Source organism: Streptomyces griseomycini (assembly GCF_014203535.1).
In the GTDB taxonomy this organism is placed as follows: domain Bacteria; phylum Actinomycetota; class Actinomycetes; order Streptomycetales; family Streptomycetaceae; genus Streptomyces; species Streptomyces griseomycini.
On record NZ_JACHJI010000002.1, the window covers coordinates 513,962 to 533,721 of the forward strand.

A 19,760-nucleotide genomic window follows, 5' to 3' on the forward strand; every position below is an offset into this window, starting at 1 on the left:
GGTCAGTCCGGGAGCAGGGTGCCCCTCTTGGAGAGCAGGAACTTCTTGAAGGCCGCCACCGGAGGCGTGTCCGGGCGGCCCGCCAGCCAGGCCACGCCGATCTCCCGGGCCGCCTTCGGCGCCGTGACGCTCAACTCCACGACCCCGGGCCGGGGGACGGCCGGCGGCGGCAGGAGGGCGACGCCCAGGCCCGCGGCCACCAGACCGCGCAGGGTCTCGGCCTCCTCGCCCTCGAAGGCGATACGGGGCCTGAACCCGGCCTGTGCGCAGAGGTCGTCGGTGATGCGGCGCAGGCCGTAGCCGGGTTCCAGGGTCACGAAGGTGTCGTCGGCGGCCTCCGCGAGGCGGATGCGGCGGCGGCCCGCGAGGCGGTGGTCGGCGGGGACGACCAGGCGCAGCTTCTGCTCGTCGAGGCGGCGGGCGACGAGGTCGGGGGCGTCCGGCACCGGGGAGGTCAGGCACAGGTCGAGTTCGCCCGCGCGGAGGCGCTCCAGCATGGCCTCGCCGTAGTTCTGGACGAGGCTGAAGCGGATGCGCGGATGGTCGGCGCGGAAGGCGTGCAGCAGGCCCGGCACGGTCTCGGCCCCCATGGTGTGCAGGAACCCGAAGGCGACCTTGCCGGTGGCGGGGTCGGCGTCGGCGCGGACCTCCTCGGCGGCGCGTCCGACCTCGGCGAGGGCCCGCTCGACGGAGGCGAGGAAGGTGCGGCCGGCCGGGGTGAGGGAGACGGTGCGGCCGTGGCGGGCGAACAGGTCGACGCCCAGGTCCTCCTCGAGCCGGACCAGGGACCGGGAGAGGGTGGACTGCGGCACCTGCATCTCCTGGGCGGCGCGCGTGACGTGCTCGGTGCGGGCCACGCCGGCGAAGTGGGCGAGGCGCGGCGCCAGCAACATCACCATGTCTCGTGTGTCACCGGACGGTGACAGGCGACCCTGTGAGCTCTGCTGATGCACCATGGGAACGATTATGCCGATTCCATGCATTGGACGGATGAGCGCGGGCCTCCGTAGCTTCGAGGCATGACTCCCGCCAGTACCGGGGCGTCCACCAGCGTGGGCGCCGTCCCGTCCGTCTCCCCGTCCCCGAGGCCCGTCCCCCCGCCCCCGGCATGCCCCGAGTCCCGGATGTCCCCGGGCGGCCCCGGTTACCGCCGGATGAGTCTCGCCCTGTTCCTCGCGGGTGTCGCGACCTTCGCGCTGCTGTACTCCACCCAGGCCCTGCTGCCGCTGGTCTCCGCCGACTTCGCCGTGAGCGCGGGCGACGCGAGCTGGACGGTGGCGGCGGCGACCGGCGGCCTGGCGCTGTTCGTGCTGCCGATGAGCGCGCTGTCGGAGCGCTACGGACGCCGTACGGTCATGACGGCCTCGCTGGCCGTCGCGGTGACCCTCGGACTGCTGGTCCCCTTCGCCCCGTCGCTGGGCGCCCTGGTGGCGCTGCGGGCGCTGCAGGGCGCGGCCCTGGCCGGGCTGCCCGCGTCGGCGACGGCGTACCTCGCGGAGGAGGTCACGCCCAGGGCGCTGGTCACCGCGATCGGGCTGTTCGTGGCGGGCAACAGCGTCGGCGGGATGAGCGGCCGGGTCGTCACCGGCTGGGTCGCCCAGGAGTGGGGCTGGCGGGTCGCCCTCGGCGTGATCGGCGTGGTGGCGGTGGCGTGCGCGGTGGCCTTCCGGATGCTGCTGCCGGCGCCGCGGCACTTCCGGCCGGGCTCGCTGCGCCCGCGCGTGCTGGTCCGCACGGTCCGCGGTCACCTCGGCAACCCGCTGCTGCGGCGCCTGTACGCGATCGGCGCGCTGTTCATGACGGTGTTCGGCGGCGTCTACACCGTCATCGGCTACCGCCTGACCGAGGCGCCGTTCTCGCTTCCCCAGGGCATCGTCGGCTCCGTCTTCCTGGTCTACCTGGTGGGCACGGTCTCGGCGTCGGCGGCGGGGCGGCTGGTGGGCCGCCTGGGCCGCCGGGGCGCGCTGTACGCGGCGGGCGGGACCACCGCGGCCGGCCTGCTGCTGTCCCTGGGCGGCTCCCTGGCCCTGGTCCTGTCGGGCCTGGTGCTGATCACGGCGGGCTTCTTCGCGGGACACGCGGTGGCGTCCTCGGCGGTCGGCAGGACGGCCACCGAGGGCCGCGCCCAGGCCTCCGCGCTGTACCAGTCCGCCTACTACGTCGGCTCCAGCGCGGGCAGCACGGTCGGCGCGCTCGCCTTCCACTCGGGCGGCTGGGCCGGGACGGTGGGCGTCGGCCTGGTGGCGGTGGCCGGGGTCGCGGCGGTCACGCTGCTGGGCACGCGGGCGGCGCGCTCGCGGCACCGCGTGGTGGAGCCGTCGGGCTCCGTCCGGTGACGCCGCTCCGGCCGTCCCGCGCGGGAGGCGCCCGGAGGCACGGTTCCGACCACGCCGGTGGACCGGTCGCGGGGCGGCGCCCGACCACGTGGGTGCGGGGCGCGGTCGATGCCCCACCGCCCGGCGGGCGGTCGGACGCGAGCGTGGCGTCACGCCCGGTGGCGAGCGCCGTCGGCAGTCGACCGGGCCGCTGCGGACGAAGCCCCCGAAGACGCCCGGTCGGCGGCGGGAGGGCTGCGCCGCCGGGCGCTCCGCGGGTGGCGCACCCCCCTCGAACTGCCCGTTCCCGCGTTTGCGGGCCGTTGTCAGTGCCGTGCGGTAGCTTCCGAAGTGCGAGGCGCGAAGACGCGCACGACGGGAATGGCCACAGGGGTGGGCGGACGATGAGCGACACGGCGACTGCGACGGACCTGGACGCCAGGCTGGAGGCGCACCGGGTCGAACTGACCGGGTACTGCTACCGGATGCTCGGCTCCTCCTTCGAGGCGGAGGACGCGGTGCAGGACACGATGATCCGCGCCTGGCGCAGCTTCGACAAGTTCGAGGGCCGCTCCAGCCTGCGCTCCTGGCTGTACCGCATCGCGACCAACGTCTGCCTGGACATGCTGACGGCCGGCAACAAGCGCGCCCGGCCGATGGACCTGACGGAGTCCACCCCGCTCGCCCGGGCGGCCCTCTCCCCGCGTCCGGACAACACCTGGCTCGAGCCGGTGCCGGACGCGCGCGTGCTGCCCACGACGGACGACCCGGCGGAGGCGGCGGTCGCCAAGGAGTCGGTGCGGCTCGCCTTCATGGCCGCGCTGCAGCAGCTGCCGGCCAAGCAGCGGGCGGTGCTGATCCTGCGCGAGGTGCTGGCCTGGAAGGCGAGCGAGGTCGCCGAGCTGCTCGGCACCTCGGTCGCCTCGGTCAACAGCGCGCTCCAGCGGGCCCGGGCGACGCTCGCCGAGCGGCAGCAGCCGGGCGCCGACGCGTCGGTCTCCGACCCGCTGGACGAGGAGCAGCAGAAGCTGCTCGAGCGCTACGTGGCGGCGTTCGAGGGGTACGACATGTCGGCGCTGACCGCGCTGCTGCACGAGGACGCCGTCATGACGATGCCGCCGTTCGACCTGTGGCTGACCGGCGCCGACGACATCACGGGCTTCATGACGACGCTGGGCGCCCCCTGCGCGGGTTCGCGGCTGGTGCCGGTCCAGGTCAACGGGCTGCCCGGGTTCGCGCAGTACAAGCCCGATCCGGAGGCCGGCGGCTTCGTCCCGTGGGCGATCCAGGTGCTGGAGATCTCAGACGACCGGATCACCGGGTTCCACTGCTTCCTGGACACCCAGCGGTGGTTCCCGCTGTTCGGGCTGCCCCTCCGTCTCGAAGCGGAGGCCGACCAGGTCGAGCAGGGCGCGTAGGGCCGGCGAGGGGTCGCGCAGCCGGATCCGGCCCCCGGCCCGCCGTGCCGTGAGCTGGAGCCGCGCGAGCAGGTTCACGGCGGCGAGTCCGGGTGGTCCGAGCCCGCCCACGTCACACACCACGACCGCGCCGGCCCCGCTGTCGTCCAGCAGCGCGCGCAGCGCGTCGCAGGGCCCGCTCACCTCGTTCCGGGTGACGGGTCCGTGCAGCACGAGTACGGGCGGTGTCATGGCGTCCACGACCGGTAGACCGGGCCGGGTCGCGGAACTCATCGCGGGGACCGGTCCGCGCAGGTCGCGGCGGGTGCCGTGAGGATCACATTGACCGGGCGCGCCCTTCCGCGGAGGGTGGGGGCATGCGCCGAAGATCGTCTCCGCCCGCGGTGTCCGGTGCGGTCCGCCGCCGCGAGGAGTCTCCGTGCAGGGGGTGCTGAGCGGGTTCGCGGTGATCGCGGTCGTCATCGGCGTCGGTTACGTCCTCGGCCGCCGGGGGCACCTCGGCCGGCAGGGCAGTGAGGTCCTGACGACGCTCGCGTTCCACGTGGCGTCCCCGGCCCTGCTGTTCACCACGCTCGCCCGGGCCGACCTGTCGGTGGTCTTCTCCGGCCGGCTGCTGGTCACGGCGCTGAGCACGGCGGCGGTGGCGGGCGTCTTCGTGGCGGTGGGCGTCGTACGCCGCTGGGGCGTGGGCCGCACCACGATCGGCGCCCTGTGCGCCGGCTACGTCAACTCGGGCAACCTCGGCATCCCGATCGCCGTGTACGTCCTGGGGGACGCCTCCCTGGTGGCGCCGGTGCTGCTGTTCCAGCTCGTCGGGGTCACCCCGGTGGCCCTGACGGTCCTCGACCTGACCACCGCGGGTGAGAAGGGTCCGCTGTGGCGGCGGCTGCTCACGCCGTTGCGCAATCCGATCGCGGTGGGGTCGCTGGCGGGGGTGGCGGTGTCGGCGACCGGCATCACGGTCCCGGGCCCCGTCATGGACCCGGTGACGTTGATCGGCAACATGGCGGTTCCGGCCGTGCTGCTCGCGTTCGGGATCTCGCTGCGGGGCAGCACGCTCCCCCTGCGGGGCGGCGAGCGCGGCGCGGTGCTGCTCGCCGTGGCGCTGAAGTCGGTGGGCCAGCCGGTGGTGGCCTGGGCGCTGGCGGTGGGGGTCTTCGGACTGCGCGGGGCGCAGCTGCTGGACGTGGTGGTGACGTCGGCCCTGCCGGCCGCGCAGAACCTCTTCACGTACGCGAGCAGGTACCGGGTGGGCGAGACGCTGGCACGGGAGTCGATCCTGGTGTCGACGGTGCTGTCGGTGCCGGTGCTGGTGGCGGTGGCGGCGTTGCTGGGGTGACTCAGCTCCCGGGGAACTCCGCGGTGTCGATCACGAGGTCGAAGGGGGCGGGGAGCCTGACCGGCTCGCCGAACTTCGCCGTGCTCAGGGGACGGTGGACGTCACCCTTCGGTTCGCCGTGGAGCGCCGCGGTCGGGCCTTCGGGGGCCCGGCGGTCGACGAGGAGGCACAGCGGGATGCCCGCGGCGGCGCAGGCGGCGGGGACGTGGGTGTCCGACTCCGTGTGCTCCCGTACCGGGGCCGCCACGAGGTCCGGGACGAGCATGCCCAGACGTGAGGGCACGGCGATGGCCGAAGTCTGGAGGACTTCCCAGTCCTCGGGGATCACGGAGTAGAGACGACGCTGGATGCGGGCCGCGATCACGTTGTGGCGGTACGCGGGAGCGGGTGACACGGTGATGATCCCCTCGATGATCTCCACCTTGCTGCCCTCGGGCCGTTCCGTCTCCTCCCAGAACCGGACGAGGTCGTCCCAGCTCCGGTCGGGCTCCTGGCTGACGGTGAGTGCGCTCACGGCGGTCTCCTATGGGTGCGTCACCGGTCTCAGCATGCCGAACGGGACCGGTGGGGGTCCACCGGTCCCGTTCACCCGATCGGGAAAACCGCAGGTCAGGCGATGCGTTCCAGCACCACCGGCGACGCCGTGAAGTCCGTGCCGGGGGCGGCGAGGTCGTAGGAGCCCTCGATCGCCTGCAGGGCGTACTCGAAGCGGTCGGGCGTGTCCGTGTGGAGGGTCAGGAGGGGCTGGCCCTCGGTCACCGTGTCGCCGGGCTTGGCGTGGAGCTCCACGCCCGCGCCCGCCTGCACCGGGTCCTCCTTGCGGGCGCGGCCCGCGCCGAGGCGCCAGGCGGCGACGCCGATGCCGTAGGCGTCCAGGCGGGTCAGGACGCCGGAGGACGGGGCCTTCACCACGTGCTGCTCGCGGGCCACCGGCAGCTCGGCGTCCGGGTCGCCGCCCTGGGCGGTGATCATGCGGCGCCAGACGTCCATCGCGGAGCCGTCGGCCAGGGCCTTCGCCGGGTCGGCGTCCCTGAGGCCGGCCGCGTCGAGCATCTCGCGGGCCAGGGCGAGGGTCAGTTCGACGACGTCCGCCGGGCCGCCGCCCGCGAGGACCTCGACCGACTCGCGGACCTCGAGCGCGTTGCCCGCGGTCAGGCCGAGCGGGGTCGCCATGTCGGTCAGCAGGGCGACCGTCCTCACGCCGTGGTCGGTGCCCAGGCCGACCATCGTGCGCGCCAGCTCGCGGGCGTCCTCGATGGTCTTCATGAAGGCGCCGGTGCCGACCTTGACGTCCAGGACCAGGGAGCCGGTGCCCTCGGCGATCTTCTTCGACATGATCGAGGAGGCGATGAGCGGGATCGCCTCCACCGTGCCGGTCACGTCGCGCAGGGCGTAGAGCTTCTTGTCGGCGGGGGCGAGTCCGTCGCCCGCCGCGCAGATCACCGCGCCGGTGGTGTCCAGGACGTCCAGCATCTCCTCGTTGGAGAGCAGGGCGCGCCAGCCGGGGATCGACTCCAGCTTGTCGAGGGTGCCGCCGGTGTGGCCGAGGCCGCGGCCGGAGAGCTGGGGGACGGCCGCGCCGCAGGCCGCGACCAGCGGGGCCAGCGGGAGGGTGATCTTGTCGCCGACGCCACCGGTGGAGTGCTTGTCGGCGGTGGGGCGGGACAGGGACGAGAAGTCCATGCGCTCGCCGGAGGCGATCATCGCGGCCGTCCAGCGGGCGATCTCGCTCCGGTTCATGCCGTTGAGGAGGATCGCCATGGCGAGGGCCGACATCTGCTCGTCGGCCACCTCCCCGCGGGTGTACGCGTCGATGACCCAGTCGATCTGCTCGTCGCTGAGTTCGCCGCGGTCCCGCTTGGTGCGGATGACGGAGATGGCGTCCATGGCCATGGGTGGCGTTCCTTCCGGGGTGCGAAGGGCGGTGCGAAGGGGGCGGCCCCTCCGGTCGACGGTGTCGGCAGTCGCTCGGAGGGGCCGCACGGGGGTCACTTGGTGAGGTGCTGCGGGCCGAAGGCCTGGGGCAGCATCTCCGACAGCGGCAGGATCCCCTCGGGGGTCTCCAGCAGCAGTCCGGGCCCGCCGAACTCGTACAGCAGCTGGCGGCAGCGGCCGCACGGGACGAGGATCTCGCCGTCGCCGTCCACGCAGGTGAAGTGCGTGAGGCGGCCGCCCCCGGTGCGGTGCAGCTCCGAGACCATCCCGCACTCGGCGCACAGGCCGAGCCCGTAGCTGGCGTTCTCGACGTTGCAGCCGGAGACCGTGCGCCCGTCGTCGACCAGGGCGGCGACGCCGACCGGGTACCCCGAGTAGGGGACGTAGGCGTGGGTCATGGCCTCCCGGGCGAGTGCGCGCAGCGCCTCCCAGTCGACGTCGGCCGCGGCGGCCTCGGGCGGGGTCACTTGCCCTGCCCCTTCCGGTACGGCATGCCGTCCGCCTTCGGCATCCGCAGCCGCTGCGCGGACAGGGCGAGGACGACGAGGGTGATGACGTACGGCGTGGCGGAGACGACCTGGTTGGGGACCTCGTTGGTGCCGGCGTACCAGGCGAAGACGAGGGCGCCGACGATCAGGGTGATCACCGCGTGGAGGTACTTCTTGCGGACGGCCAGCCAGATCGCGCCGATGACCAGCAGCAGCGCGCCGAGCAGCAGCAGGGCGTGCACGTTGGTGGAGCCGCCGCGCAGGTTGAGGCTGTCGGTGTAGCCGAAGAGGCCGGCGCCGATGGCGAGGCCGCCCGGCATCCAGTTGCCGAAGATCATCGCGGCGAGGCCGATGTAGCCGCGGCCGCTGGTCTGGCCCTCCAGGTAGAAGGGGTTGGCCACGATGGACAGGAAGACACCGCCGAGGCCGGCCAGGGCACCGGAGATGATCACGGCGAGGTACTTGTACTTGTAGACGTTGACGCCGAGGGACTCGGCGGCCACCGGGTTCTCGCCGCAGGAGCGCAGTCGCAGGCCGAACGGGGTGCGCCACAGGATCCACCAGGTGGCGGGGACGAGCGCGACGGCGATCAGGGTCAGCCAGGAGACGTCGGTGACCAGTCCGCCGAGCAGGCCGGCGACGTCGGAGACGAAGAACCAGCCCCTGTCGTTGAGGTCGCTCAGCCAGTCGGACAGTCCGGGCACGGTGAAGTGGCCGAGGGAGTCGACCGCCGGGGACTGCTTGGCGGAGCCGCCCTGGTGGCCCTCGAAGGCCAGCGGGGCGAGGTAGCGGGTGGCGCCGAGGGCCAGGATGTTGATGGCCACACCGGAGACGATGTGGTTGACGTTGAAGGTGACGGTGACGATCGCGTGCAGCAGACCGCCGAGCGCGCCGCCGACGAGGCCGACCAGGACGCCGGTCCACGGACCCCACTGGAATCCGGCCCAGGCACCGAACCAGGTGCCCAGGATCATCATGCCCTCGAGGCCGATGTTGACGACGCCCGCGCGTTCGGCCCACAGGCCGCCGAGGCCGGCGAGGCCGATCGGGACGGCGAGCTGGAGGGCGGTGGACATCTGGCTGACGTTGGTGATGCCGTTGGCACCGGTGATGAGGCGGACGAGCGAGGTCAGTGCCAGGGCTCCGGCGATGACCAGGAGCAGTACGGGCCACGACATGCGGCGGCCGGCCTTCGGTGCGTGCTCCAGCGACGGCTGGTTGACGTCGGTCGCTGTGGTCGGTGCGGTCATCGGCCGGCCACCTCCTTCGTGGTGTTGTTGTCGGCGCCCAGGACGTGACCCGCGGCGAGCTCCGCGCCGACCCGGCGCTGCTGGCGGCGCAGGCCCCACTCGCGGACGGCCTCGTAGGAGACGACGACCGAGAGGACGATCAGGCCCTGCATGATGACCGCGATCTCCTTGTCGTAGCCGTGGAAGTCCAGCTCGGGCGAGGCCTTGTCGAGCCAGGCCCACAGCAGGGCGGCGAAGGCGATGCCGACGGGGCTGTTGCGGCCCAGCAGGGCGATGCCGATGCCGAGGAAGCCGATGCCGGTGGGGAAGTTGAGGTTGTAGGTGTGGGAGTCGCCGAGCAGGATCGGCAGGCCCGCGAGACCGGCGATGGCGCCGGAGAGCAGCATGGCGGTGAGCACCATGCGCTTGGGGTCGACACCGCTGGCGGAGGCGGCGGACTCCGAGGCGCCGGAGGCGCGCAGGTCGAAGCCGAAGCGGGTGCGGTTGAGGACGACCCAGTAGCCGATGCCGAGCAGGACGGCGAGGATCACCAGGCCGTAGACCTCGCCGGCCGCGCCCATGTCGATGCCGGGGACCCAGCCGGACTCGTGCATCTCGCCGGTGGTGTTGTTGTTGCCGATCTTGACGCCGAAGACGTCCGGCTTCCACATGTAGACGATGAGCGAGGTGGCGATCGCGTTGAGCATGATCGTCGCGACGACCTCGCTGACGCCGCGGGTGACCTTGAGGACACCGGCGACGCCGGCCCAGAAGGCGCCGGTGAACACGGCGGTGAGGAGCAGCAGCGGGATCTGCAGGGCGGCCGGCAGGTCGGCGTGGGCGCCGACGACGGCGGCCATGAAGGCGCCGAGCTGGTACTGGCCGTCGACGCCGATGTTGAACAGGTTCATCCGGAAGCCGATGGCCACCGCGAGGGCCGCGATGTAGTACATCGAGGCCTGGTTGATGATCAGGACCTGGATGTCGGAGAACCCGGCCTGCTCGAACATCAGGGCGAACGGCTCGACGGGGTTCTTGCCGGAGGCGATCAGCACGATCGCGCTCAGCACGAAGGCCACGGCGAGCGCGATGACCGGCCCGGCCACCGCGAGGAGCACGCGCTCCTTGTCGAACTTCTTCATCAGCGGGCCTCGTCTTCCGGAGACTCGGGGGACGTGGAGGCGTCGGCCGGGGTCTCGGGGGTCTCTTCGTGTTCGAGGTGGCCGGAGGCGGCGCCGGTCATGGCGGTGCCGAGCTCCTCCGGGGTGATGGTGGCCGGGTCGGCGTCGGCGACCAGCCTGCCGTCGTAGATCACGCGGAGGGTGTCGGACAGGCCGATCAGCTCGTCCAGGTCGGCGGAGATCAGCAGCACCGCCAGGCCCTCGCGGCGGGCCTCGCGGATGTGGTCCCAGATGGCGGCCTGGGCGCCGACGTCCACGCCGCGGGTGGGGTGGGCGGCGATCAGGAAGCGCGGCTTGTGGCTCATCTCGCGGCCGACGATCAGCTTCTGCTGGTTGCCGCCGGACAGGGAGGCGGCGGTGACGTCGATGCCGGGGGTGCGGACGTCGTACGCCTGGACGATCCGGCGGGTGTCCTCCTGGGCGGCCTTCGGGTCCAGCCAGACGCCCTTGGCGTTGGGCCGCTCGGTGACGTGGCCGAGGATGCGGTTCTCCCAGAGGGGGGCCTCCAGGAGCAGGCCGTGGCGGTGGCGGTCCTCGGGGATGTAGCCGATGCCCTGCTCGCGGCGCCTGCGGGTGGGCCAGGCGGTGATCTCCTCGTCGACGAGCCGGATGGTGCCGGAGTCGGCGTGGCGCAGCCCGATGAGCGCGTCCACCAGCTCGGTCTGGCCGTTGCCCTCGACGCCGGCGATGCCCAGGACCTCGCCCGCGTGGATGGTGAAGGTGATGTCGTCGAGCAGGGCCTTGCCGCCGGGGGCCGTCAGGCGCAGCTTGTCGACGGTGAGGACCGGGCGGTCGGTGACCGTGGACTCGGCCGTCTCGGGGGTGGGCAGTTCGCTGCCGACCATCAGCTCGGCCAGCTGGCGCGGGGTGGTCTCGGCGGGGACGGCGGTGCCGACCGTGGTGCCGCGGCGGATGACGGTGATGTCGTCGGCGACGGAGAGGACCTCGCCCAGCTTGTGGGAGATGAAGATGACGGACAGGCCCTCGGACTTCAGCTCGCGCAGGTTGTCGAAGAGCGCGTCGACCTCCTGCGGGACCAGGACGGCGGTGGGCTCGTCGAGGATCAGGGTGGTGGCGCCGCGGTAGAGGACCTTGAGGATCTCCACGCGCTGGCGGGCGGCGACGCCGAGCTCCTCGACCAGGACGTCGGGGCGGACGTCGAGGCCGTAGCGGTCGGAGATCTCCTTGATCCTGCGGCGGGCCTTGGCGCCGATGCCGTACAGCTTCTCGCTGCCGAGGACGACGTTCTCGAGGACGGTGAGGTTGTCGGCGAGCATGAAGTGCTGGTGCACCATGCCGATGCCGCGGGCGATGGCGTCGGCCGGCGACGAGAAGCTCACCTGCTCGCCGTGGATCGCGATGGTGCCCTCGTCCGGCTTCTGCATGCCGTAGAGGATCTTCATCAGCGTCGACTTGCCGGCGCCGTTCTCGCCGACGAGGGCGTGGACGGTGCCCTTGCGGACGGTGAGGTGGATGTCGTGGTTGGCCACGACGCCCGGGAAACGCTTGGTGATCCCGGCGAGTTCGACGGCGGTCACCGATTCGCTGACCGCCGCTCCGGCCGGAGGGCTGCTGGACGCGTTGATGGCGCACTCTCCTGGGGACGGGGGTCGTCTACGCGCGTAGCGCCCCTACGGCATACAAAGGGGTGGCGCACCACACCGACGGGGTACGGGGAGCCGGGCTCCCCGTACCCCGTCGAGCGGACGCGACCCCGCGGTTACCTGCTGCTCAGGGTCGTTCAGGGGTGTCTCAGCTCGACTTGACCTTGATCTCGCCGCTGATGATCTTCTCCTTGGCCGTCTCGATGGCTTCCTGGAGTTCGGCGTCGTCCGCGAACTTCGGGTTGGAGTTCGACAGGCTCACCTCACCCGTCTTCAGATCGCCCTTGACGATACCGGTCGTGGGCTTGCCGGCCTCGACCGACTTCGCCAGGTTGTACACCGCCTTGGCGACGTCCTTCATCGCCGAGGTCAGGATGGAGTCCTTGTACTTGGCGAGGGCTTCCTGCTGGTACTGGTCGGAGTCGACGCCGATCGCCCACACCTTGTTGGCGGCGGCGGCCTCGATGACGCCCTGACCGGACAGACCGGCGGCCGCGTAGACGACGTCGGCCTTCTTCTCGATCTGGCCCTCGGCGGCGGACTTGCCCTTGTCCGGGCTGGAGAAGCCGCCCTCCTCCGCGGTCTGGGTCAGGAACTGCGAGAGGACCTTGACCTTGGGGTCGGTGTCCTTGACGCCCTGCTCGAAGCCCGCGCGGAACTTGTGGATCAGCGGGATGTTCACGCCGCCCACGAAGCCGACGACGCCGGTCTCGGTGGTCTCGGCGGCGGCGACGCCGGCCAGGTACGAGGCCTCCTCCTCGGAGAAGACCAGGTCGGCCACGTTGTCGGCCTCGACCGTGGCGTCGTCGACGATGCCGAAGGTGGTGTCCGGGAACTTCTCGGCGGCGCCCTTCACGGCGGAGGCGTAGGCGTAGCCGACGCCGACGACCGGGTTGTAGCCCTGCTTCGCCAGCGAGACCAGGCGCTGCTCCTTGTCGGCGTCGGTCTCGCCGTCGGTGGGCTCGACGTCGGCCGTCTCGTAGCCGAACTCCTTCTCCGCCTTCTCCAGACCCGCGTACGCGGCGTCGTTGAAGGACTGGTCACCCTTGCCGCCGACGTCGTACGCGATGGCGAGGCCCTTGTCGCCCTTGGACTCCGAGGACGAGCTTTCGGACGAGGTGCTGCCGCAGGCGGAGAGGGCGAGGGCCAGGGAGGCGGTCGCTGCGCCTGCGACCGTGATCCGGGAAATCCGGCGCATGAGTGGTGCTCCTAGTCGTACAAGCGCCGGACGGTTCAGCTACGGCGCTGGCTTCGCCGCAGATTAACGCGCGTAGACCTGCCTGAAAACCCCTTCTGTCCACCTTGTTATCCGGCCGTGCCCAAGCTCACCCGAAGCCCTGGTCAAGGCGTTGCCGATCGCGAAGGCGGGGTGGCGGTGGGTGACCTGGACGCGACCGGGCGCGGGCACGGCGAAGCGGGCGGGCGCTCCCGGGCGCCCGCCCGCTTCGTACGGCTCCGGACGGGTTACTCCGTCTTGACCTCGATGGAGCCGCCGACGATGCCCTCCTCGGCCTTGGCCACGGCGTCCGTCAGGCCGGGGACCTCGGCCATCTTCGGGTTGCTCTCGGACAGGCCGACGCCGTTCACCTTGAGGTCGAACACCTGGGTGCCGGTCAGCGGCTTGCCGTCCTCGACGGACTTGGCCAGGGCGTACACCGCACCGCCGACGTCCTTCAGGGCGGAGGTGAGGATGTAGTCCTTGTACGCGGCGAGGGCTTCCTGCTGGTACTGGTCGGAGTCGACGCCGATCGCCCAGACCTTCGCCTTGGCGGCGGCCTCGATCACGCCCTGACCGGACAGGCCCGCCGCCTGGTAGACGACGTCGGCCTTCTTCTCGATCTGGCCCTCGGCGGCGGCCTTGCCCTTGTCCGGGCTGGAGAAGCCGCCCTCCTCCGCCGTCTGCGTCAGGTACTGCGGGATCACCTTCACCTTGGGGTCGGTGTCCTTGACGCCCTGCGTGTAGCCCGCCTCGAACTTGTGGATCAGCGGGATGTCCACACCGCCCACGAAGCCGACGACCTTGCTCTTGGTGGCCTTGGCGGCGGCGACGCCGGCCAGGTACGAGGCCTGCTCCTCGGCGAACACGAGGGAGGCGACGTTGTCGCCCTCGACCACGGAGTCGACGATGCCGAAGGTGGTGTCCGGGTACTTCTCGGCCACGGCCTTCATCGCGGGGCCGTAGGCGAAGCCGACGCCGATGACCGGGTCGTAGCCCTGGCGGGCCAGCGAGGCCAGGCGCTGCTCCTTGTCCGCGTCGGTCTCGCCCTCGGTGGGCTCGACGTCGGCGGTCTTGTAGTCGAACTCCTTCTTCGCCTTCTCCAGACCGGCGAAGGCGGCGTCGTTGAAGGACTGGTCGCCCTTGCCGCCGATGTCGTAGGCGATGGCGAGGCCGAGGTCTTCCTTGGAACCGCCGCCGCCGTCGTTGTTGTCACTGCTGGTGCCGCCGCAGGCCGTGGCGGCGAGTGCGAGCGACGCGACCCCCACCGCGACGCGGGCCAGTTTGGATATCCGACGCATCTGAAGTTCCCCATTCTCCAAAGCCCCGCAACGGGTGCTCGGTTCGGCGCACATTAACGCGCGTAGACACTCCTGGGAACGGGGTTCCACGGGGCCGTTATCCATTCGTGCCGATGGCCGGTTACGCCCCCGTGAACCAGGTGATCATGAGGGGTCGAAAGGGGCGTCCGGTGCGGCGCGCATGCCGTACGGCACGCGACCCACGCTGCCCCTCCCCCGACCGCGCTGCAACCGGAGCGGCCGGAAGGCGACGGCGGGGGCCGCCGGGGCCGAAGGGGTCAGCGGAGGGCGTCGAGCAGGGCGGCGGCGGTGAAGAGCTCCACGCCCACGGTGATGGCGTGCTCGTCCACGTCGAAGTCGCCCTGGTGCAGGTCGCGCACGGTGCGCTCACCGGGAGGGCGGACGCCGAGACGGGCCATGGCGCCGGGGACGTGCTCCAGGTACCAGGAGAAGTCCTCGCCGCCCAGGCTCTGCTCGGTGCCCTCGACGGAATCCGCTCCGCGCCGGGCGGTCATGGCGTCGCGCAGCAGCGCGGCGGCCCCGGCCTCGTTGACGACCGGCGGGACGCCGCGCACGTAGTTGATCTCCGATTTCGCGCCGTGCAGGTTGGCCACCTCGTCGATGGCCGCGACCACGATGTCGGGGGCCTGCCGCCAGGTCTCCAGGTCCAGGCAGCGCACGGTGCCGGACAGTTCGGCGTGCTGCGGGATGACGTTGGGCGCGTGGCCCGACTCGATCCGGCCCCAGGTCACGGCGAGGCCGCTGCGGCTGTCGACGCGCCGGCCGACCAGGGCGGGCACGTCGGTGACGACGCGGGCGGCGGCGGTGACCAGGTCGGTGGTCAGGTGCGGGCGGGCGGTGTGGCCGCCGGGACCGTCGAGGGCGATCTCCAGCCGGTCGCAGGCCGAGGTGATGGGCCCCTCGCGCAGTCCGATCCTCCCGGCGTCGACCCGGGGGTCGCAGTGCACGGCGAGGATCCGGCCGATGCCGTCGAGCGCGCCGTCCGCGATGGCGTCGGCGGCGCCGCCGGGCAGCACCTCCTCGGCGGGCTGGAAGATCAGCCGCACGGGCCGGGGCAGCAGGCCCTGGCGGTGCAGTTCGGCGAGGACGAGGCCGGTGCCGAGCACCACGGCGGTGTGCACGTCGTGGCCGCAGGCGTGCGCGCGGTCGGGCACGGTGGAGCGGTACGGGCACTCGGTCTTCATGTCGGGGATGGGCAGGCCGTCGATGTCGGCGCGCAGGGCCAGCATCGCCGAGTCGGTGCCGGCCTCGACGTCCGTCCCGATGTCACAGATCACGCCGGTCCCGCTGGAGAGCACGCGCGGCTTCAGGCCCGCCTGCTCCAGCCGTTCCTTGATCGCGGCGGTCGTGCGGAACTCCTGGTTGCCGAGCTCCGGGTGCATGTGCAGGTCGCGCCGGAACGCGACGAGCTCGGCACGCAGGGCCTCGGGCAGCGCGCCGGGAAGCACCGCTCCGCCGGGAAGGTCGACCTCGGACTCCAGTGACATCAGTGGTTTCACCCTTTGAAGGGTAGGGCGCCGGGGCCGTCGACTGACCCTCGATCAAGAAAAATCATTCCGTTAGGGGAAGAAAATCCGGCTGTCCTACGCATAGCTGTCAATCGAGATGGGTAAACTCGCCGCTCTTTCACGGGGTGGAAGCCCGATGACCTGCCGGATCGTGACGTCGGTCACAGTGACGCCGCGGTTCCGGTATCCACCCACTCCTCCACGGTTACCACGCTCGGCCCAGCCCACGCGGACCGGTTCATCCGGCGGACACCGGTGCGGCCGCCCGGGGCGGGTCGGTGGCGGGCGGGCGGACGGGACCGGAGGATGCGGGGAACGCCGGGCTCCACCCCTGCCGGGAGGCCGGTACGACCGACGGACCGCCCTCGACGACCACCGTGACCCCGCGGATCCGGGACACCGTCGAGCGGTACTTCGCCCTCCTGCAGGCGCACGCGTCGCCGGAGCGGGTGCTCGACGACGTCCTCACGCCGGACTTCCGGACCGGCTTCGTGGGCGGTCACGTGTGGCGGGGCCCGGAAGGGCCGGCGGACTTCCTCCAGGCGCGGTCCGAGCTCTTCGACGAGTCGCACGAGATCCGGCAGATGTCGGAGCCCGTCGCGCCGGCGGACGGCCTCTGGGCGGTGCGGACCCGGCTCGGCCTCGCCCTCCGCAGGCGCGCGCCGGCGGCGCCCCGCAGCGAGCTGCTGACCGGCGTCGCCTTCCACGCGTGGGAGCTGCGGGCCGGCCCGCGGTGGCGGGTCGCGGCCCGGATGGTGGAGGGGCTCGCGCACCTCGACGAAGGCGCCCGGACGCTGTTCGGCACGCCCGGCACGGGGCTGAACACCTGAGGCCGTGCGGTCGGCCCTCCGGTACCGCGGGCAGGGCCGGACCGCCGGTACCGCCCGCGGGGTCAGACCGCCGGTACCGCCGACAGGTGGTGGGCGTCCTTCGCCGTGTCCGTGACGTTCGACAGGAAGCCCCGGGCCCGGGGGGAAGCGTTCCGGGTCAGCCAGGCGGGGTCGATGTCGCACACCGCGACGGTGACCCCCGTGCCGGACAGGGCGAGCGGGAGGGTGTGGACGACCGTGGACGGGAAGCTGACGACGGTGCGGCCGATGGGGCCGCGACGGGCGATCAGCTCCAGGGGGAGTTCGGGGCGGACGATCTCCAGGCCCGTCCCGACCGCCAGCCGGTGGAGTTTCTCCGTGCTCTCGCGGCGGTGGGCGAAGTAGCGTTTCGCGCCGTGCACCTCGGCCAGGGAGCGGACGGCCGCCAGGTAGGCGTCGGCGTCCACCACGCCGGTCTCCACCAGGGAGGTGCCCACCAGGTCGGCGCCCTGGGTGATCCGGGGAGGGCCGAAGCGGGCCCGGGTCCAGGCGAAGGTGTGGGCGGTGAGCGTGACCCCGGGCGGGGTGTCCTCCATCGGCATCGAGGAGAAGACCTCCACCCGGCGCTTCCCGCCCGGGGTGAGCCGGCGCCGGGCGGCGGCCGACACCGGGGCGAGGAGCAGGTCCCGGGGGCCGGGGCGGCCGCCCTTGCGGTGCCAGCGGACCAGGCGTTCGCCCCGGGCCAGCTGGCCGACGAACTCCATGGTCGCCGTGCCGTCGTCGACGACGACGAGGTCGCGGGCCCGGGTGATCGTCAGCAGCAGCTGGACGTACCGCGAGAAGGGGTCGCCGAGGACGATCCGGGAGGCGCGGCGGAGCGGGCCGGCCAGGCCGCCGATCGTCTGCAGCGGCGCGGCCGGTCCGCCCCTGGCCTCCTCCCAGCGGACCTCGTGGCCCTCCTCGCGGGCCAGTTCGGACATGCGGCGCAGCTGGCCGCGCGTCATCGGGTCGACCGGGGACAGCACCACGAGGGTGAGCCCCACGCCGGGAGCGTGCGCGTGCGCCCACTCCAGCACGTTCAGCAGCTGTACCGGACTCTCGACGAAGGCGAGGGTGTGGGGGCCGGCCTTCCCGGCGCGGGGGCTCATCGACGTACGCCGTTCCCGTCGTAAGGGGGGTGTGGGATTCGGTGCGCTCAGACCGTCAGCGGCTCGCCCGCCGCCGCCGCGATCTCCGCCTCGGCGACCACGCCGGGGACCCGGCGCAGCTTCTTCATCGGGCCCAGCTCGGACTCGTAGACCTTCTTCACGCCGTCGCCGAGGGACGCCTCGATGGTGCGGATGTCGCGGACCAGGCGGGCGAGGCCCTGGGGCTCGACGGAGGCGGCCTGGTCGGATCCCCACATGGCGCGGTCCAGGGTGATGTGGCGCTCGACGAAGGTGGCGCCGAGGGCGACGGCGGCCAGCGTGGTCTGCAGGCCGGTCTCGTGGCCGGAGTAGCCGATCGGGACGTTCGGGTACTCCTGCTGGAGGGTGTTGATCACGCGGAGGTTCAGCTCCTCGGCCTTCGCCGGGTAGGTGGACGTCGCGTGGCAGAGCAGGATGTTGTCGCTGCCCAGGACCTCGACCGCGTGGCGGATCTGCTTCGGGGTGGACATGCCGGTGGAGAGGATGACCGTGCGGCCGGTGGCGCGCAGGGCGCGCAGCAGCTCGTCGTCGGTCAGGGAGGCGGAGGCCACCTTGTGGGCGGGGACGTCGAACTTCTCCAGGAAGGCGACGGCCTCGGTGTCCCACGGGGAGGCGAACCAGTCGATCCCCTTCTCCTTGCAGTACTCGTCGATCCGGCGGTACTCGTCCTCGCCGAACTCCACGCGGTGGCGGTAGTCGATGTAGGTCATCCGGCCCCAGGGGGTGTCGCGCTCGATGTCCCACTGGTCGCGCGGGGTGCAGATCTCCGGCGTGCGCTTCTGGAACTTGACGGCGTCGCAGCCGGCGTCCGCGGCGGCGTCGATCAGCTTGAAGGCGTTCTCGAGGTCGCCGTTGTGGTTGATGCCGATCTCGCCGGTGATGTAGACGGGACGACCGGGACCGGCCTCGCGGGAACCGAAGGTGCGGATGCGGGAGTTGGTGCTCATGACCGGGGGTTTCCTTACTTGGGGAGGGAATCGAGGGAGGGGCCGAGGATCCAGCCGGCGATCTCCCGGATCGCGCCGTCGCCGCCGGGGAGGGTGGTGACCGCGCGTGCGGCGCCGCGTACGACGTCGTGGGCGCTCGCGACCGCCACGGGCCAGCCGACGAGGGCGAAGCACGGGAGGTCGTTGACGTCGTTGCCGACGTAGAGCACGCGCTCCGGCGCGATGCCCTGTTCCTCGCACCACTGCTTGAGTGCGAGGTCCTTGCGGTCGACGCCGTGCAGCACGGGGAGCTCGAGCTTGCGTGCGCGGGCGGCGACGACCGGGTTCTGCTCCGTGGACAGGATCAGCATTTTCAGGCCCGACCTGCGCAGGGCTCCGATGCCGAGTCCGTCGCCGCGGTGCACGGCGACGAACTCCTGTCCGCCGGCGTCGATCAGCACCCGGTCGTCGGTCTGGGTGCCGTCGAAGTCGAGGACGACCGCGTCGATGTCCTGAGCGGTCGGAAGGGCGCCGGGCCTGTCCGCGTCGAGGAGCGGGGCGAGGGCGCGGGCGCGGGCGAGGTCGTGCGGGTCGTCGATCTCCAGCACGCGGGCCGGGTCGGTGCGCACGAGTTCGGTGCGGCCGAAGAAGCGGTGCCCGTGCTCGCGGAAGCCGGCCGCGTCCATGGCGTAGGCCGCGCCGGTCTCCAGGAAGTCCTGGGGACGGTCCTGACGGCGGGGGCGGAAGGACTTGTCGTGGTTGACGCCGTGACCGCCCGCGGCCGTCCCGTCGTCGGCGTCCCGCCAGACGAAGCCGTGGAAGGGGGCGACGGTCACCGCGGTGTCGGCTCCCTGGTCGACGACCGCGCCGGCCACGGCGTCGACGTCCTCGCGGACCAGGAACGGACTGGTGCACTGCACGAGCAGGACGACGTCCACCGGGGCGCCGTGCAGGGCCTCGTGGGTGTCCATGGCGTGCAGCACGGCCGCCTCGGAGGTGGCGGTGTCGCCGGCGATGGCGGCGGGCCGCAGCACGACCTCGGCGCCGGCCTGCCGGGCGACGGCCGCGATGGCCTGGTCGTCGGTGGAGACGACGACGTCCGTGACGTACCGGGCGGCCCGGCACTCGCGCACGGCGCGCGCCACCAGGGGGATGCCGCCGACGGGGGCGAGGTTCTTCGCGGGCACGCCCTTGGAGCCGCCGCGCGCGGGGATCACGGCGAGCACCCGGCGCACCACCGGTGGGTTGGACATGGGATCAGCTCCTCGAGCGGGGTTCGGGGC

The 19,760-nt window shown here is 72.3% G+C and carries 18 protein-coding genes; 4 read left to right on the forward strand and 14 right to left on the reverse strand.

What is annotated here, in order from left to right:
• Positions 1–2: 2 nt before the first annotated feature.
• On the reverse strand, positions 3–956 hold the full coding sequence (locus tag FHS37_RS06885; protein ID WP_184818140.1) for a LysR family transcriptional regulator: 954 nt from the start codon (positions 954–956) through the stop codon (positions 3–5).
• 63 nt (positions 957–1,019) lie between these two features.
• Between FHS37_RS06885 and FHS37_RS06890 the strand changes: the two genes are divergently transcribed.
• Complete coding sequence (locus FHS37_RS06890) at positions 1,020–2,336, forward strand: MFS transporter (protein WP_184818141.1); 1,317 nt, start codon at positions 1,020–1,022, stop codon at positions 2,334–2,336.
• Between the two features lie 383 nt (positions 2,337–2,719).
• Complete coding sequence (locus FHS37_RS06895; protein WP_184818142.1) at positions 2,720–3,733, forward strand: sigma-70 family RNA polymerase sigma factor; 1,014 nt, start codon at positions 2,720–2,722, stop codon at positions 3,731–3,733.
• Here FHS37_RS06895 and FHS37_RS06900 read toward each other — a convergent pair.
• Positions 3,617–4,006, reverse strand: a complete 390-nt coding sequence (locus tag FHS37_RS06900) for an STAS domain-containing protein (RefSeq protein WP_184818143.1) — start codon at positions 4,004–4,006, stop codon at positions 3,617–3,619. The genes FHS37_RS06895 and FHS37_RS06900 overlap by 117 nt on opposite strands.
• A gap of 145 nt (positions 4,007–4,151) precedes the next feature.
• Between FHS37_RS06900 and FHS37_RS06905 the strand changes: the two genes are divergently transcribed.
• The gene (locus FHS37_RS06905) at positions 4,152–5,072 is read left to right on the forward strand and encodes an AEC family transporter (protein ID WP_184818144.1); all 921 of its coding nucleotides are present in this window, start codon (positions 4,152–4,154) and stop codon (positions 5,070–5,072) included.
• Between the two features lies 1 nt (position 5,073).
• Here FHS37_RS06905 and FHS37_RS06910 read toward each other — a convergent pair whose 3' ends face one another.
• The 9 genes from FHS37_RS06910 to FHS37_RS06950 form a co-directional block, all read right to left on the reverse strand.
• The gene (locus FHS37_RS06910) at positions 5,074–5,586 is read right to left on the reverse strand and encodes a PDDEXK family nuclease (RefSeq protein WP_184818145.1); all 513 of its coding nucleotides are present in this window, start codon (positions 5,584–5,586) and stop codon (positions 5,074–5,076) included.
• Between the two features lie 95 nt (positions 5,587–5,681).
• A complete protein-coding gene (locus FHS37_RS06915; RefSeq protein ID WP_184818798.1) occupies positions 5,682–6,959 on the reverse strand; it encodes a thymidine phosphorylase in 1,278 nt (425 codons plus the stop codon).
• A gap of 101 nt (positions 6,960–7,060) precedes the next feature.
• On the reverse strand, positions 7,061–7,474 hold the full coding sequence (locus FHS37_RS39140; protein ID WP_184818147.1) for a cytidine deaminase: 414 nt from the start codon (positions 7,472–7,474) through the stop codon (positions 7,061–7,063).
• Positions 7,471–8,745: an ABC transporter permease gene (locus tag FHS37_RS39145; protein WP_184818148.1), complete on the reverse strand. Its 1,275-nt coding sequence runs from the start codon at positions 8,743–8,745 to the stop codon at positions 7,471–7,473. Before FHS37_RS39145 ends, FHS37_RS39140 begins: the two co-directional genes overlap by 4 nt.
• On the reverse strand, positions 8,742–9,866 hold the full coding sequence (locus FHS37_RS06930) for an ABC transporter permease (RefSeq protein ID WP_184818150.1): 1,125 nt from the start codon (positions 9,864–9,866) through the stop codon (positions 8,742–8,744). Before FHS37_RS06930 ends, FHS37_RS39145 begins: the two co-directional genes overlap by 4 nt.
• Positions 9,866–11,443 (reverse strand): ABC transporter ATP-binding protein, encoded by a 1,578-nt coding sequence (locus FHS37_RS06935; RefSeq protein ID WP_184818152.1) that lies wholly within the window; start codon positions 11,441–11,443, stop codon positions 9,866–9,868. Before FHS37_RS06935 ends, FHS37_RS06930 begins: the two co-directional genes overlap by 1 nt.
• A gap of 214 nt (positions 11,444–11,657) precedes the next feature.
• On the reverse strand, positions 11,658–12,707 hold the full coding sequence (locus FHS37_RS06940) for a BMP family lipoprotein (RefSeq protein WP_184818153.1): 1,050 nt from the start codon (positions 12,705–12,707) through the stop codon (positions 11,658–11,660).
• 266 nt (positions 12,708–12,973) lie between these two features.
• Positions 12,974–14,026, reverse strand: a complete 1,053-nt coding sequence (locus tag FHS37_RS06945) for a BMP family lipoprotein (RefSeq protein WP_184818154.1) — start codon at positions 14,024–14,026, stop codon at positions 12,974–12,976.
• A 278-nt stretch (positions 14,027–14,304) separates the two neighbouring features.
• On the reverse strand, positions 14,305–15,534 hold the full coding sequence (locus tag FHS37_RS06950) for an amidohydrolase (RefSeq protein WP_184818800.1): 1,230 nt from the start codon (positions 15,532–15,534) through the stop codon (positions 14,305–14,307).
• A gap of 398 nt (positions 15,535–15,932) precedes the next feature.
• Here FHS37_RS06950 and FHS37_RS06955 point away from each other — a divergent pair, with 398 nt between their 5' ends.
• Positions 15,933–16,385 carry a hypothetical protein gene (locus FHS37_RS06955; RefSeq protein ID WP_184818155.1) on the forward strand — a complete coding sequence of 151 codons (453 nt, stop codon included), beginning with the start codon at positions 15,933–15,935 and terminating at the stop codon, positions 16,383–16,385.
• Positions 16,386–16,447: 62 nt separating this feature from the next.
• Here the strand turns inward: FHS37_RS06955 and FHS37_RS06960 are convergent, their stop codons facing one another.
• Genes FHS37_RS06960 through FHS37_RS06970 form a run of 3 tightly spaced genes read right to left on the reverse strand, consistent with a single transcriptional unit; the run spans position 16,448 to position 19,730 of the window.
• On the reverse strand, positions 16,448–17,512 hold the full coding sequence (locus FHS37_RS06960) for a hypothetical protein (protein ID WP_184818156.1): 1,065 nt from the start codon (positions 17,510–17,512) through the stop codon (positions 16,448–16,450).
• A 47-nt stretch (positions 17,513–17,559) separates the two neighbouring features.
• On the reverse strand, positions 17,560–18,498 hold the full coding sequence (locus FHS37_RS06965; RefSeq protein ID WP_184818157.1) for an N-acetylneuraminate synthase family protein: 939 nt from the start codon (positions 18,496–18,498) through the stop codon (positions 17,560–17,562).
• Positions 18,499–18,512: 14 nt separating this feature from the next.
• Positions 18,513–19,730 carry an acylneuraminate cytidylyltransferase gene (locus FHS37_RS06970; RefSeq protein ID WP_184818158.1) on the reverse strand — a complete coding sequence of 406 codons (1,218 nt, stop codon included), beginning with the start codon at positions 19,728–19,730 and terminating at the stop codon, positions 18,513–18,515.
• Between the last annotated feature and the right edge of the window lie 30 nt (positions 19,731–19,760).

Excerpts from the sequence above, each read along its gene's own strand:
- FHS37_RS06940 (WP_184818153.1), bottom strand. The coding sequence starts at position 12,707 with ATGCGCCGGATTTCCCGGATCACGGTCGCAGGCGCAGCGACCGCCTCC.
- FHS37_RS06885 (WP_184818140.1), bottom strand. The coding sequence starts at position 956 with ATGGTGCATCAGCAGAGCTCACAGGGTCGCCTGTCACCGTCCGGTGAC.
- FHS37_RS06900 (WP_184818143.1), bottom strand. The coding sequence starts at position 4,006 with ATGAGTTCCGCGACCCGGCCCGGTCTACCGGTCGTGGACGCCATGACA.
- FHS37_RS06970 (WP_184818158.1), bottom strand. The coding sequence starts at position 19,730 with ATGTCCAACCCACCGGTGGTGCGCCGGGTGCTCGCCGTGATCCCCGCG.
- FHS37_RS06890 (WP_184818141.1), top strand. The coding sequence starts at position 1,020 with ATGACTCCCGCCAGTACCGGGGCGTCCACCAGCGTGGGCGCCGTCCCG.
- FHS37_RS06945 (WP_184818154.1), bottom strand. The coding sequence starts at position 14,026 with ATGCGTCGGATATCCAAACTGGCCCGCGTCGCGGTGGGGGTCGCGTCG.
- FHS37_RS06960 (WP_184818156.1), bottom strand. The coding sequence starts at position 17,512 with ATGAGCCCCCGCGCCGGGAAGGCCGGCCCCCACACCCTCGCCTTCGTC.
- FHS37_RS06965 (WP_184818157.1), bottom strand. The coding sequence starts at position 18,498 with ATGAGCACCAACTCCCGCATCCGCACCTTCGGTTCCCGCGAGGCCGGT.
- FHS37_RS39145 (WP_184818148.1), bottom strand. The coding sequence starts at position 8,745 with ATGACCGCACCGACCACAGCGACCGACGTCAACCAGCCGTCGCTGGAG.
- FHS37_RS06915 (WP_184818798.1), bottom strand. The coding sequence starts at position 6,959 with ATGGACGCCATCTCCGTCATCCGCACCAAGCGGGACCGCGGCGAACTC.
- FHS37_RS06950 (WP_184818800.1), bottom strand. The coding sequence starts at position 15,534 with ATGTCACTGGAGTCCGAGGTCGACCTTCCCGGCGGAGCGGTGCTTCCC.
- FHS37_RS06930 (WP_184818150.1), bottom strand. The coding sequence starts at position 9,866 with ATGAAGAAGTTCGACAAGGAGCGCGTGCTCCTCGCGGTGGCCGGGCCG.
- FHS37_RS06895 (WP_184818142.1), top strand. The coding sequence starts at position 2,720 with ATGAGCGACACGGCGACTGCGACGGACCTGGACGCCAGGCTGGAGGCG.